The sequence below is a fragment of the Candidatus Enterococcus moelleringii genome (assembly GCF_017377575.1).
Taxonomy (GTDB): Bacteria; Bacillota; Bacilli; order Lactobacillales; family Enterococcaceae; genus Enterococcus_A; species Enterococcus_A moelleringii.
Map to the genome: position 1 here is coordinate 43,141 of NZ_JAFREM010000011.1, position 14,354 is coordinate 57,494.

The 14,354-nt window shown below is 41.2% G+C and carries 12 protein-coding genes; 10 read left to right on the forward strand and 2 right to left on the reverse strand.

Translation table 11 applies throughout. From position 1 onward, the window contains the following. The first annotated feature begins 366 nt into the window (after positions 1-366). The 10 genes from JZO70_RS06370 (at position 367) to JZO70_RS06415 (ending at position 12,042) form a co-directional block, all read left to right on the forward strand. The gene (locus tag JZO70_RS06370) at positions 367-2,358 is read left to right on the forward strand and encodes a KUP/HAK/KT family potassium transporter (RefSeq protein ID WP_488473502.1); all 1,992 of its coding nucleotides are present in this window, start codon (positions 367-369) and stop codon (positions 2,356-2,358) included. 772 nt (positions 2,359-3,130) lie between these two features. Continuing rightward, positions 3,131-4,324 (forward strand): MFS transporter, encoded by a 1,194-nt coding sequence (locus tag JZO70_RS06375; protein WP_207672712.1) that lies wholly within the window; start codon positions 3,131-3,133, stop codon positions 4,322-4,324. Between the two features lie 17 nt (positions 4,325-4,341). Continuing rightward, on the forward strand, positions 4,342-5,250 hold the full coding sequence (locus JZO70_RS06380) for an amidohydrolase family protein (RefSeq protein WP_207672713.1): 909 nt from the start codon (positions 4,342-4,344) through the stop codon (positions 5,248-5,250). Positions 5,251-5,270: 20 nt separating this feature from the next. Next, entirely contained in the window at positions 5,271-6,176 is a 906-nt protein-coding gene (locus JZO70_RS06385) for an amidohydrolase family protein (RefSeq protein WP_207672714.1), read from the forward strand. A 48-nt stretch (positions 6,177-6,224) separates the two neighbouring features. Then, positions 6,225-6,590 carry a nuclear transport factor 2 family protein gene (locus JZO70_RS06390; RefSeq protein WP_207672715.1) on the forward strand — a complete coding sequence of 122 codons (366 nt, stop codon included), beginning with the start codon at positions 6,225-6,227 and terminating at the stop codon, positions 6,588-6,590. 193 nt (positions 6,591-6,783) lie between these two features. Continuing rightward, on the forward strand, positions 6,784-7,611 hold the full coding sequence (locus JZO70_RS06395; protein WP_207672716.1) for a helix-turn-helix domain-containing protein: 828 nt from the start codon (positions 6,784-6,786) through the stop codon (positions 7,609-7,611). 118 nt (positions 7,612-7,729) lie between these two features. Continuing rightward, a complete protein-coding gene (locus JZO70_RS06400; RefSeq protein ID WP_207672717.1) occupies positions 7,730-9,757 on the forward strand; it encodes a BglG family transcription antiterminator in 2,028 nt (675 codons plus the stop codon). A 1-nt stretch (position 9,758) separates the two neighbouring features. Beyond that, a complete protein-coding gene (locus JZO70_RS06405; protein ID WP_207672718.1) occupies positions 9,759-10,031 on the forward strand; it encodes a PTS sugar transporter subunit IIB in 273 nt (90 codons plus the stop codon). A gap of 14 nt (positions 10,032-10,045) precedes the next feature. Beyond that, on the forward strand, positions 10,046-11,326 hold the full coding sequence (ulaA, locus tag JZO70_RS06410) for a PTS ascorbate transporter subunit IIC (RefSeq protein WP_207672719.1): 1,281 nt from the start codon (positions 10,046-10,048) through the stop codon (positions 11,324-11,326). Next, positions 11,326-12,042 carry a tryptophan synthase subunit alpha gene (locus JZO70_RS06415; RefSeq protein WP_207672720.1) on the forward strand — a complete coding sequence of 239 codons (717 nt, stop codon included), beginning with the start codon at positions 11,326-11,328 and terminating at the stop codon, positions 12,040-12,042. The genes ulaA and JZO70_RS06415 overlap by 1 nt, the downstream gene beginning before the upstream one ends. 138 nt (positions 12,043-12,180) lie before the next feature. Here the strand turns inward: JZO70_RS06415 and JZO70_RS06420 are convergent, their stop codons facing one another. Together JZO70_RS06420 and JZO70_RS06425 are read right to left on the reverse strand one after the other, a co-directional pair. Next, positions 12,181-13,581, reverse strand: coding sequence for an MATE family efflux transporter (locus JZO70_RS06420; protein ID WP_207672721.1), 1,401 nt, complete (start codon positions 13,579-13,581; stop codon positions 12,181-12,183). A 250-nt stretch (positions 13,582-13,831) separates the two neighbouring features. Further along, positions 13,832-14,155 (reverse strand): DUF960 domain-containing protein, encoded by a 324-nt coding sequence (locus tag JZO70_RS06425; protein WP_207672722.1) that lies wholly within the window; start codon positions 14,153-14,155, stop codon positions 13,832-13,834. Positions 14,156-14,354 lie beyond the last annotated feature (199 nt).

Sequence of the window (14,354 nt, forward strand, 5' to 3'; positions counted from 1 at the left end):
TTGCCAGACCTAAACGACAGTATAATGCTGTTGTTTAGGTCTGTTTTTTTGCCAGTTCTGCTTTTCGCAGTTTGCTCAAAGCGAACCATCTAACCTAAAGGTATAGATAGTATTCGTTCCAAACTGTTTAGCAGAATGATATGCGTATGACGATCAGACTCATTTTTTCGGTTTTTGAAAAAATGAATACCTTATTTGGAACTAGCTGCCACCAGCCCTGCACCATACAAAGGTATCTAGAAACTTGATCGTACTGCCCAGCAAATATTAAACTCACCCAAAACACCCAGCAACATCTCCTCATTTTTCCCAACCGAAAAATGAGTTTCCATAGATTGAGTCATCTGTAAGAGGAGAGTGTAGGAATTGGAAAAGAAGAGTCATGTTAAAAAATTATCGGTCGCGGGGCTTTTAGTCGCGATGGGCGTGGTGTACGGCGATATCGGAACTAGTCCGCTGTACGTTATGAAGGCTATCTTAATGGAAAATGGCGGCCTTTCTTCTGTTACGAATGACTTTGTTATCGGAGTCGTTTCTCTGGTTTTCTGGACAGTCATGCTGCTGACCACCGTAAAATACGTAATTATCGCCCTGAATGCCGACAACCACGGTGAAGGCGGGATTTTCTCTTTATATACATTAGTCCGTAAAGGCGGGAAGTATTTAATTATCCCAGCCATGATCGGCGGGGCTGCCTTGCTGGCTGATGGTGTGTTGACGCCGGCCGTAACCGTCACGACAGCGATTGAAGGGCTGCGAGGTATCCCTGATTTTTACGATCGCTTTGGTAATAATCAAAACATTATCGTGATTATCACGCTGGTTATTTTGCTGTTTCTTTTCTTGATTCAGCGATTTGGGACGGATTTCGTCGGAAAAGCCTTCGGACCGATCATGCTGTTGTGGTTCACTTTCCTTGGTGTCATGGGATTGATCAATATCCCTTACGACTGGTCAGTGATCCGCGCGTTGAATCCTTATTACGCGATTCATTTATTGTTCAGCCCGGAAAATAAGATGGGTGTCTTTATCTTAGGGAGTATCTTCCTAGCGACCACTGGGGCTGAAGCGTTGTACTCAGATATGGGGCATGTGGGTAAAAAGAATATTCGTTTTAGCTGGCCCTATATTTTCAGCTGTTTGATGCTAAACTATGCTGGCCAAGCTGCCTGGATTATTCACGCTAAAGGCAACCCGGCCTATGAAAATATGGAAAACTTGAATCCTTTCTTCCAAATTTTACCGGATGGCTGGATCGTTTTCGGCGTAATATTTGCGACTATCGCAGCAGTTATTGCTTCTCAAGCCTTGATCTCCGGATCATTTACGCTGGTTTCCGAAGCGATCAAATTGAAGCTTCTGCCAAGATTACGGATTTTTTATCCCGGCAGTTCGATTGGGCAAATGTACATTCCGGCCGTGAACTTTATTTTGTGGGCGGCCTGTTCGCTGGTAGTGGTGACCTTTAGAACCTCTAGCCACATGGAGGCAGCTTACGGTCTGTCGATTACCGTGACGATGCTGATGACGACGTATTTGTTGTATCATTACATGATCCAGCAAAAGGTTTCTAAATTCTTGGCTTATTTAATGGTGATTTTCTTCGGCTTCCTGGAAACCTTTTTCTTTATTTCCAGCGTGACCAAGTTCTTCCACGGCGGGTTCGTGGCAGTTGGCATGGCGCTGGTGATTTTAGGACTGATGTACATTTGGCACCGCAGCAATCGAATTCAGGAAAATACCAGTCAAGAAGTCGATTTCCGAGATTACATGGGACAGCTGCAGGAGTTGCATGAAGACGATCGCATCCCTTATTACCAAACTAACGTGGTCTTTTTGGTACCTAAGCTGAAAGGCGACCAAATTCCCCAACAGTTCATTTATTCAATTTTGGACAAACGTTTGAAACGGGCGAAGGTCTACTGGTTCGTGAATGTAGAAGTAACCGATGAGCCCTATACCGAAGAATTCTCGGTAGATATGATGGGAACTGACTTTATCGTGAAGGTGAAATTGTACCTTGGCTTCCGGATGTCACAGGACGTTAACGTGTACTTACGCCAAATCATTCAGGATTTAATGAAGCAAGGCCGTTTGCCTGAACAGCCGCAGCATTATTCTTTAACTCCTGGCCGCCAAGTAGGAGACTTCCGTTTCGTGTTGATTCAAGAAGAATTGTCCATGATGACGGAAATTGCCAAATGGGACCGCCAAGTCATGCAGGCACGACTAGCAATCAAACGGCTAGCCGTCTCGCCAGAGCGCTGGTTTGGTTTAGAATACAGCGAAGTGGTCTATGAGACTGTTCCATTGATTGTGGGGCAGGCCCGGAAGACTAGGTTAACAGAAAGAAACTAGCCGCAAACCACTCTGTGAAAACTTTTTAAATTAAACGAATGAGAACTTCTCCTTCCTCTAAACACTAGAGTGAGGAGGAGTTCTCTTTTTTACAATTTTATCAAACGGATCGTTGTTACAATGAAATAGAAGAAAGGGATGTTTATCATCTTAAGGTATAAACATTCAACATTCTGAGGAGTTGTTGAGGGATGGCCACTGGCAATCTTTATTGGAGAGTATCAGATAGGCCAGTACCATCCTTTACAACAGACCTCGAATTTTTCAATAGTTAAATGTAAGCGCGAACATTAGGTGCGGCAGGCAAATGAAAACTGAAAGAAGAAAAAAGTTGAGAAAATACCTGCACTTATTTAGCCTAAAAAATTTAGAAATAGAACTTTTCGCAATCGTATTTTCGCCCTGGCGGATTCACATGGCTGGTAAATTATCCTGCTAATCGGCGGTTACATTAGGGCTTCCGGATGTAAGAAAAGTTGTTCATGTCGGCTATTCTGCCACAATGGATATTATTTAAGGATACACCAGTGGCCTGGACTGCAGCCGGGTTGCTGAAAAATAAAAATACTTAAGGGATTTACTAGTAAATGAACCAAAAGAACCATGAAAATTGTCAGACAAGGTTTCCTCCAACAAGCGGAACGACCGAGCTAAGTACCTCAGCTCATTCGTATAGAAGTGGCTTGGGCTGCTTTAAGGAAGCCATGATCTGTACGAAATAGTTCGCCTGTTTTCCGCAGGTGGACAATCCAAGATACGAGGAGGAAAAACGGTGAAAAATATCAAAATAAAAGCCGCGGTATTGTCTCAGTCATTTGTAGTAATGGCGATCATGATTGCTTCCACAGTATTGGCAAATATTGCCCAGAGTTTTCCAGATGCTAGTTTGACGGCGATTCAGATGGTGATGACCTTTGGCATGGTGGCCTCTTTCCCAGCGACGCTATTGGCCGGCGTGTTAGGCAATCATTTGAACAAAAAGCACATTGTATTGTTTGCTCTTGCCATTATGTTAGTTGGCGGTCTGCTGCCAGTATTCCTACATGATAAGCTGATGTATATCTATGCTTCCAGCTTATTGATCGGGGTAGGACAAGGAACCTTGATGACCACTATCAGTAATATCTCGACTGAATTGTTCGAAGGGGAAGAACGCAGTCAGATGTACGGTATGCAGACGGCCTTCCAGAATGGCGGGTCAGTAGTAATGATGATGGTTGCAGGTATGTTGGCCAAAAATTCCTGGTCTAAAGGATATTGGACTTTCGGCATTATCTTGATCACAATGGTTATCGTATTGTTATGGCTGCCATCTGAAGCAGTTGCTCCTAAGCGAGAAGCTGCTGCCGCTCAAGATGCACCGAAAGCTAAAGTACCTGTCTCCGTGTACATGATTGGTTTGTTAATCTGTCTGTTTTGTATCGGCTATGCCACCTTCTCATTGAATGCTTCATTATATATTGCGTCAATGGGCTTAGGGGATTCAGCGACGGTTGCGTTGGCAATGTCATTAAGTACCGGAGCCGGAGTTGTCGGAGGCTTTGTTTTCCCAGCCTTCTTCAAGGTAATCAATCGCTTCGTCCTGTCCTTTGCCTGTGCAGTGACAGCAGTTGGGTATTTGCTGCTGGTGATTTCGCCAAGTATCGTGACGGTCTTCTTAGCAGCAATCACGGCTGGTATCGGATTCTCGTTGTCGATTCCTTTAGGGATTCAAGCAATCTCAGAAACTGCAACACCAGAACAGATGTCTAGTTCTATGGGCAGCTACATGGCCTTCACCTCAGTTGGTGCAGCAGCCTCGCCTTTAATTATTAATGCTTTGGCTGGAATGATTCCGAATGCTGATGACAGTACCGTTTTTTTAACCAGTGTTGTTTTCTTAGCCATCTTGACCGTGATTACCATTGTTTGGAGTATTAAAACCAGTACCGCTAAAAATGCTAGTGAACCACCTGTACCAGAATAGATTAGGAGGAGAAAAAATTGACAAAAATTTTAGACATTCACACTCACGTAGGAGACATTTTCCACGAAAACCGCAGCATCACCTTCAAAACCAACATTGAAAAAGGCGATTATGAAGATCCATTTATTGAAGTTGAGCGTTCAGGCTACACCAAACCATTGATCGTGAAGGACCAAAAAGACCATCAACGCTTGATTGATGCCGGCCAATATCGCTGTTGGGAATGTACCATGGAAAACTTTGCCAACGACATGACCGAAGATCAAGTGGATTATGCTTGCTTACTGCCAGTGCTGCCTAACACCAGCTTTGAGGAGTATTTAGCTGTTTCTAAATTGGATGATCGTTTTATTCCATTTACTTGCCCAGACTTTAGTTTAGAAATTCCTGAATTAGAGAAGAAATTGGAGCTGGATATTAAACGCGGAGCAAAAGGCTTAAAAATCCATCCGATTTTACAAAATGTCAGCTTGGAAGATCCAAAAGTAGAAGCTGCGGTGGAGGTTTTCGGTAAAGCGAATATCCCGACCATTTTCCACGTAGGGATCACCGCTTACTATGGACCAGATAAGGATTATCCAACGAATCCAGACTTTGGTGATCCGCAATACTTCTATGATTTTGCGCCGCGTTTCAGCAAATATCCATTGATTGCTGCTCACTGCTGCTTATTGGCTGAAGACTTTGCGAAAAATACTAAAGGCTTAGATAACGTGTACACCGATACTACGATGTGTTCAGCTGAATTGATGCAAAAAGGGGTGCAGTACATCGGCGAAGATAAAATCCTGTTCGGCACTGACTATCCATTTGGTACCTTCAAGTATTCGATTCAAGAAGTGAAGCGGGCTTTTGCTGATGATGAACGAATTATGAACAAAGTATTTTATGAAAATGCTGCGAAGATTCTGCATTTAGAAGACTAAATTAGACAAGGAGAACGACAATGAAAATTATTGATTTCCATACTCATGTGGGAGATATTTTTCATGAGAATAGAAGCATTACCTTTAAAACCAATTACAAAAAAGGGGATTACGTGGATCCATTTATTCCTTTTGAAGAATCCGGCTACAATATGCCGTTCTTCCCAGAGAGCCCGGAAGCACTGCAGCAGCTGATTGATGCTGGTCAGTATCGGGTTTGGGAATGTACTATGGAAAACTTTGGTCGTGACATGACAGAAAACAATATCGCTTATGCTTGTCTTTTGCCAGTGTTGCCAAATACCAGCTTTGAAGAGTATTTAGCTGTATCCAAATTAGACAATCGCTTCATTCCGTTTACTTGTGCTAATTTTGATTTGGACATACCAGAAATGGAACAAAAACTGCTTTCGGACATTAAAAAAGGCGCCAAAGCTTTGAAGGTTCATCCAATTTTACAAAATATCAGCTTGGAAAATCCTAAAGTTGAAGCAGCCGTAGACCTGTTCGGAAAAGCTGACCTGCCAATTATTTTCCATGTGGGAATTGGGCAATATTATGGACCAGATACCAATTATCCGCAAAATCCAGAATTTGGCGATCCGCAATATTTTTACGATTTTGCGCCGCGCTTTAAGAACTACGACCTGATTGCCGCTCACTGCTGCGGCTGGCCAGAAGATTTTGCCAAGAATACCAAAGGCTTAGACAACGTGTATACCGATACCACCTTCTGTAATGCCGACCTGATTAAAAAAGGGGTTGAGCTTTTAGGGGAAGATCGTGTCTTGTTTGGAACGGATTATCCTTTCGGCAACTTCAAATATTCGATCCAAGAAGTCAAAACGGCCTTAGCCGACAATCCGCAAGCGATGGAGAAGGTCTTTTACCACAATGCAGCGAAGCTATTGAAATTAAAGGATTAAGCATTGGTGACAGTGCTTCCTAATATAATGAAAGAAAGAAGGATTATGATGAGTGAACAAGCAGTTAGAAAAGTAGTGGAAAATTATATCGAAGGAACCTTTACCGCAAATACCGACATGCTGAAGGGGGTCTTTCATCCTGATGCGATCATGACCGGCTATATGGGACCAGACTTAATGATTGCTAATCCAACACCTTTTATTGAAGACGTGGGTTCAAAGCCTGCAATGAAGGAAAGCGGCGATCCGTATAAAGCAGAAATTACCAATTTGCAAGTGACTGGTAATATCGCAGAAGCGACTGTCTACGAAACCGGATTTTTCGGCGATGGTAAGCTGGAGGATCATTTCCATCTATTAAAGGATGCCAACGGCGATTGGAAAATCATCTCTAAATGCTTTACCACTTTATAAAGTAAGAATAAAGGAAGCAGGAACTGGGTCAGTACCGACCAGTTCTTGCTTCCTGTATGCAATTATAAATAATCCGATTTTTTTACAAAGTCTAAATAAAGCAGTGAAAAAACAGCCCTGTTTTAACCGCTTTCCGTGATAAAATGAAGGTATCCTAAAGTTTTAAAAAGGAGCGATATGGAGCATGAAATTCATGAACAAACAAAATTTTTCTGTGATTTCAACCCCCTTTCAGCCTTTCATCAGTGAAAATAAAGCGATCGAAAACTACCGGGAGGAAATGATTTGCTGGAACCCGGAAATTTTAAAACGTGAGGGCATTGTTTATCAGTTTACGGTTAAAGACGCCCCATGTCGGGTCATGCTTTTTCCTGATGCCTGTGTGAACTTTCTTTTTGAGTGCACACCAGATGCCCCCAAGTCCTGGATGTCAGGCCTGTGCACCGAACCGCTGGAATTATCCCTGGCTGCAAATACAACTTATTTTGGAATAAAACCCTTCTCAAATATTGGATTAAAGTATCGAAATGGTCATGCCTCAGATTACGTGAATAAGACCTCCACTGTCGAGGAAGTCTTTTCTCTGACAGATGATCTGGCATTAATGATCAGCCAAGCCGCCGATTTTGAAGAACGCAAAAAGACGTTCTTTCGTCACACCGCCGAATTAATTCATCATGAGCGAGATACATTGTCGACTGAATGTCTATCGATTCTGTTATGCGACAATAGTGAGGAGTTTTCTCTAAATCGAGTAGAACAGGAGATGGGGTATACGAAGCGCTATAGCGAACAGCTTTTCAAAACAGAGATCGGCATTCCGCCTAAAAAATACAGTCGCGTGATTCGTTTTCAAAATTGCTTGAAGGAGTTAAACGAAATGTCTATTGCCGGGAATCTAGCCGATGTAGCCATCAAACTAGGCTACTATGACCAAGCCCACCTAATTCGCGATTTCAAAAGCTTCACGAATTATCCGCCGATGAAATTAGTCAAAGAATTGAGAGCAGTCAGCTGTTGAAAGAGTAATTGTGTTGTCTATAAATAGTACCAGAGCAGTTCATTTCAAAAATTTTGAAATGAACTGCTCTTTTTGTTGGGCTTTTACATCCTTTATACTAAGAGCAGGAGGAAGACCTATGGATAATCGATTACCAAATTTATATAGTTTACTAGCAAAACAAACATCAAGTTTTCAGATTAGCGAGTTGGCCGCTCGCTTTCAGGTTAGTACCCGAACTATTTACAATGACATAGACAAATTGAATGAACTGCTAAAAACAGTAGATGCAACAGAAATAATGATTGAGAAAGGTCACATTCTTTATGTGAATGAAACGCCTGTTGATATTGAAAAAATTCTGTTCAAGGACAGTGACTTTATCAACAGCGATAAACGGGTTAGAAAAATCCGAATCTTAGAATCAGTTTTGCTTCTGCCAGACAATTTTAGTTCAGAGGACTTGTTGCAGCGCACATTGGTTTCTAAAAACACTTTGCTAAACGATTTGCGCTCGGTTCGTAAAGAACTGGTGAAGAATGAGATTGTTTTAGAAACAATTCCCTTTAAAGGTTACAAAGTAATCGGAGAGGAAGCGAAAATCCGTAATCTTTTGGTTGCTACACTAGAACAAGATCCTTTGCTATTTGAGAGTACTGGTTTTGAGAAGGAAAAAGCAAGCTTAGCTGAAATTGATCGACTAATTGAAGAAGTCAATGAAATGATCGGTATCCAATTAAGTGATCAGTCTTTTCAAAAGGTCAAATTGCATTTCTGGGTGACTATGAAACGATTAGAAGTACAAAAATCGATTCAGTTGCTGGAAGAAAAAGATATTTACAACAAGGAAGAACAAATTCTGCTAACTAGGAAAGAACAAGTTTCCAAACTGTTCAGTCTAGCAATCAGTGAAGAAGAACTGCTCTACTTAGCCAATAAGTTATCTGAAGCATCAATTACTAAGAATCAGGAGTTAATGACGGATAAGTGGCTGACTTTTAATTTGATTATTGAACAATTTATTACCGCAGTTGATCAAGATTTTTCGGAAATTGATTTTACTATCGATCAAAAGCTTTATGAAGGCTTGCTGAACCATTTACGGCCAGCCTACAAAAGAACCCTTGCTAAAGAAACGATTGAAAATCCGATGTATGATTACGTGCTGGATAATTATTACTTGCTGCATAGTTCAATCTGCAAGCATATCTTGCTAATAGAAAAGGAATTAAAAGTAGAATTTTCTGATCAGGAAATCAGCTTCTTTACCTTATTCTTTGCGGCTTCCTTAGAACGAAAAAAGTTCTTTGTGCCTAAAAAAACTAAAATAGTAATTATCTGTAACGCTGGAATCAGTACTTCCGAAATTCTGAAAAGTAAAATCAAAAATACTTTTCAGGTAGAGGTAGTGGGCACTTTTGGCGCTAGAGAAGGCATCAAATGGTTGTCAGATCATAAAGTTGATCTAGTTGTCACCACTATTCCTTTAGAATTAAAAAGTGTGCCAGTTGTTCAAGTAAATCCCTATTTATCGGATGAAGATCGTGAGAGCATTCATCGATTTGTAAAACCCATTTTCCATGAGGTGAATGTGGATCATTTGCTAGCCATTGTAAAAAAGTATACAGACTTGAATATTCAGGAAGCTAAAAGCTTATCGAATGAACTTACTACTTATTTGAATTTATCCCAATCCCGAGAGAAGAAGGAGTATCAGCCTATGCTTAAGGAAATACTGACCCCAGAGTTGATTGATCTCAATTATTCAGCCAAAAATCGTGACGAAGCAGTTAAAAGAAGCGGAGAGCTTTTAGTTAACAAAGGTTTGGCGACTAGTGCTTATATCGATGGCATGATTGAGAATGTAGAAGTAAATGGTACTTATATTGTTATAGCACCAGGCATTGCAATGCCTCATGCACGTCCAGAAGAGGGTGCGTTGGATGTTGGCTTTAGCATTGTTACGTTGAAGGAACCGGTTGTTTTTGGGCACCCCAAGAATGATCCGGTGAAGATTGTTATTGGTTTATGCGCAATTGATCATCAGACGCATTTAAAGGCTCTAGCAGAACTAGTTGAAATTTTATCGTCAGAAGAAAATATTGAGTGTTTTATTAATGCTAAAGACAAAAAAGAGATTATGGATATTGTAGAAGGAGGAAAATAAAATGTTAAAAATCGTAACCGTTTGTGGAGCTGGAGTAGGAAGCAGTATGATGATGCGTTTATTCACTCAGCAAATTTTAGATGACGAGAAAATTGAAGCAACAGTGGATGCGGCTGATATTGGGTCAGTGGATCCGAACAGCTATGATATTTTGATTACCACATCTGACTTTGCGGATACATTACGGGATTCTTCGGCAAAAATCATCCGCATCGATAACATGATGGATAAAGAGTATTTGAAAGAGCAGCTATTGTTAACTATTAAAGATTAGGGAGGGCAAAGGGGATGTCTGTATTTCTATATATTGTCAATAATGTACTGAGTCAGGCTGTCTTTATTATAGGGATGGTAGTTGTTGTCGGAATGATCGCGCAGAAAAAGACGTGGGATCAAATTTTACCAAGCGCGATTAAGACAATGATTGGTTTTACAATGATCAATGTTGGTGGTCAAACTTTAGGTGGCGCACTACTGCCTTTGCAGCAAATGATCTCAAAGATTTTTAACATGCAGAGTTTTTCAGCGGACATTGGAGCCGCACAAGCCGAAAGTCTTGCAGATATTGGGACAGAAATGGCTTTGATTTTTGCTTTTGGTTTCTTAATCAACCTACTGTTAGCTAGATTTACCCGATTCAAATATGTCCATCTATCAGCCCATGTATCCTTTTTCTTTGCAGGACTAATTGCAGCTTTGTTGAAATTCGGAACTACGTTGCCATTTACCGGGATTGTTGCAATTGGATCAATTTTACTGGGATTGTACATGACCTTTTCATGTGCCTATGTGGCAGTTTGTATCAAGGGAGTCAAAGGAGGAGAAGGCTTCACCTTGGCTCACTCAAGTTCGTCAGGTCTACTAGTAGCTACACTGTTAGCCAAAGCTTTCGGAAACAAGGAACATGATTTGGAAGAGATGGAAATACCAAAGAAACTGAACTTCTTGCGTGAAATGACTATCGCTTTAACAATCGTTATGACAGTTCTTTTTCTATTAATTAGTATTATAGCATCGCCTAGCTGGACGATGGAAAATATCACTGGCGGACAAGATGTTATTGTTTTTTCTTTATTGCGTGGCGTAGAGTTCGGAATGTGGATTACTGTAATCATTACCGGGGTACGAATGATGCTTTCGGAAATTATCCCAGCCTTTCACGGAATTGCCAATAAAATTATTCCTAATTCTAAACCTGGTTTAGATATTCCACTACTGTTTCCAAATTATCCGACTTCGGTTATTGTTGGGTTCCTATGCAGTTTAGTTTCTGGCTTAGCAGGTATGCTTATTTTAGGAGCATTGAATTATCCAGTAGTTGTTTTTCCAGCATTGATTCCTACCTTCTTCACAGGAGCAGCAACGGCGATTTTCGGAAATGCCCATGGTGGACGTAGAGGGGCGATTATGGGTTCATTGGCGAATGGTTTCATTTTGATCTTTGGTCAAGCCTTCTTATTACCGATGGTCGGTAGCTATGCACCGATCATGCGTATTTTGAGCGAAACAGATTATACGGTTTATGGTCCGATTCTTGGTTGGTTCTTGCAACTGTTTGGAGGTGCTTAATGAATAATCTCGTATTGTACGTAACCATTAATTACCCGTCTAGGGAGAAATTTTTTGAGATATTGGATGTAATTGAACAGTTTCAAGTGGGTTATGTTGAAATTGGAATCCCTGTCAAAAATCCTCACTTAGATGGTGGAGTGGTAAGGAATACACAAGAATTGGTTTTTCCAACGCTGACGCAAGAAGAAATTGCTTCGGTTCTAAAGGAAGTGAGAAGAAGATATCATTTTAAAGTAATCTTGATGACTTATTGCGAGGGGATCGAACATTTTCAATTGGGACGATTACCCACTAGACTGTATGACGCAATTTTGTGCGTAGATAAAGAGTTAGAAGAAACGGACTATTCCGGACTTGTTCATATATTTACCAATAATTTGGATCAAGCAACAGTTAATGAGCTATTAGCCAGTAGTTCGCAGTTCGTTTATATCGTGTCTGGCGAAGGCAAAACTGGGGAGTTCGAACAATTACCTGACGATTACACTAAGTTGCTGCCCTATATAAAGGAGCACACACAGCTGCCTGTATTTGTCGGATTTGGAGTGAAAACACCAGCAGATGTTGCTAGTATTCTGGCTAATGGAGCTGACGGAGCAATCATTGGGTCTGAATTTATTAAGCGATTCAATGAAGCACAGCTATTTGGCATTGTGAACTACTTAAGAGAGTTAGAGAAAGTTTGTAAAAAAAGCTTATTAACCAAAAATTGAGACGAAAAAGCTGTCGTAGGCTCACGACAGCTTTTTCTAGCTAGAGATACTACTCCAATTATTGTTGCCTTTATTATAGCTTGCCAAATACAACAAAAAAAGCCTAAAACCTGCAGCAGATTTCAGACTCTCGATTAATTAATTTGTTGAAGTAACTGGTTTGTGTTCTTCTTCCGGCAAACCAAGTTCTTCGGCTTTTTGTTGACGTTCTAATTCCTTCAGCTTGCGAATGGCTTTAATGGTTGATGGCAGCAATACCGACACCGAACCGATCCAAGCTAGTGGTGAAGCGAAGGCTGCACCAGGGTAGCCGTACAAGCCAGTCAAGATGATAGCTGCGAACGAACGCATTAATAGTTCCATAATCCCAGCAAAGGTTGGAATTTTTGCCTGTCCTAATCCTTGTAAGGTATAACGCAGGATGAACAGAACAGCTAAAATCACATACAAGACGCCGCTAATGTTGAAGTAGACTTGCGCCAATTGGAAGACTTGGGTTTCACCCTTATCTACGAACAAGGCCACTAGGTAATGACCAAAGAAAATCACTGAGAAACCAGCTAGTAAGCTAAACAGGATATTCATAATCAAGCTTTGCTTAATCCCGGTTAAGATACGACCATATTGTCTAGCCCCAAAGTTTTGAGCAGTGAAGGTAGCCATGGTAATCCCAAAGGACATCATTGGCAGGATGGCAAATTGTTCGATCCGGCCAGCTGCAGCTTGGGCAGCAACTACATCAGTACCTAAACTGTTTAAAGCAGATTGCAAAACGACAGCACCAATCGCGATAATAGAAGATTGGAAGCCCATTGGCAAAGCTGCGTTTAAGTGAGTACGAATTTCTTTTTTATCTAATAGGGCAAAATGTTTCCGGCCAATTTGTAACAGCGGGATCCGTTTGCGAATGTAAACCAGACACAATAGGCTGGCGATCACTTGGGCAATCACGGTTGCATAACCGGCACCAGCGATTCCTGAATTAAATTGAGTAATGAAGACGATATCCAGAACCACATTCACGAGAACGGCAAGGGCTAAAAAGATTAGCGGTGTTCGGCTGTCACCTAGGGCACGAATCATGTTAGACAACAGGTTGAACATCATTGCCGCAAAAATCCCTGCTAAAATAATGGAAATAAACGCTTGGGCTTGATCCAAAATTTCCGGCGGTGTTTGCATGACTAAAAGCAGCGGACGTAAAAACAAGAGGCTAAGTGCTGTTAAAACGACAGTTACGGCTACACTGATCAGTACAGATGCGGCGAAGCTTTTGCGAACGCCTAATTCATCTTTGGCGCCGAATCGCTGGGAAGTGATAATCGAAAGACCGGATGTTAATCCCTGGGCGAACCCGATAATCAAAAAGCTGACACTCCCGGTTGCTCCAACAGCGGCCAAGGCATCTTTACCAAGTGTCTGACCCACGATGATCATATCTATCATATTGTAAAATTGCTGCAAGACATTACCGGCTAACAATGGAATCGTAAAAAACAAAATCAATTTTGCAGGATTTCCGCGCGTAAGTTCTTTCATCGTTTTTCATTCCTTTCATGAAAATTGCTCACTAGATATTACCACAGAACCTGCACAATGCAAGCGTTAATCTTGAATTATAAAGAAATTACAAAAAGGCGGACTAGAAGCAGTTGTAAATGCCTCCAGTACGCCTTTTCAATAGCTAAAGAAACTCATAAGAAAAGAAGTTCCTTTTGTAATATTCATGATGTTTGGCTTTTTGAAATCGATGCTCCGAAGCTGCCCGAGTTTTCGAAGCCTTTAATATTTAACGTTGTCTAATTTCACTAGGGAGCAGGATAGTTTGACGGGTGCCGTCATCGTATGCGTAAACTTCTGCCGGGAATTCATTGGAGTAGACAAATGGAAGATCAATATCCATCTCCACTTCGCTGCCGTCTTGGTAAAAGTGCATCGTCACATGCCCTTTTTTATTTTCAAGATCAAATGTCAACATATTGTCTAATGGAATCAAGCCTTTTAAATCCAAATCAATAATAAACCAAATGCTGTCTATTAATTCACCAGGCAAGCTGGAGACTACACCGACCGAGGCATAACGACTTCTATTTGCATCAAATGTTTCAAACATGTTTTGTCCTCCTTCGCGGAACAGGTATATGAATTAATTATAGCGCAATTCACGGAACCTTGCCTTTGTAGTGACTTATTGTAAAGCTTTTTATAGGAAAAGACAAACATTTGCTACGGGTCGAGGGAGGGGTTTGGGCGTGGCTGAAGGACAAAAAGAGACTGATTCCTAAGAACCAGCCTCTGTTTATTTGTATTAA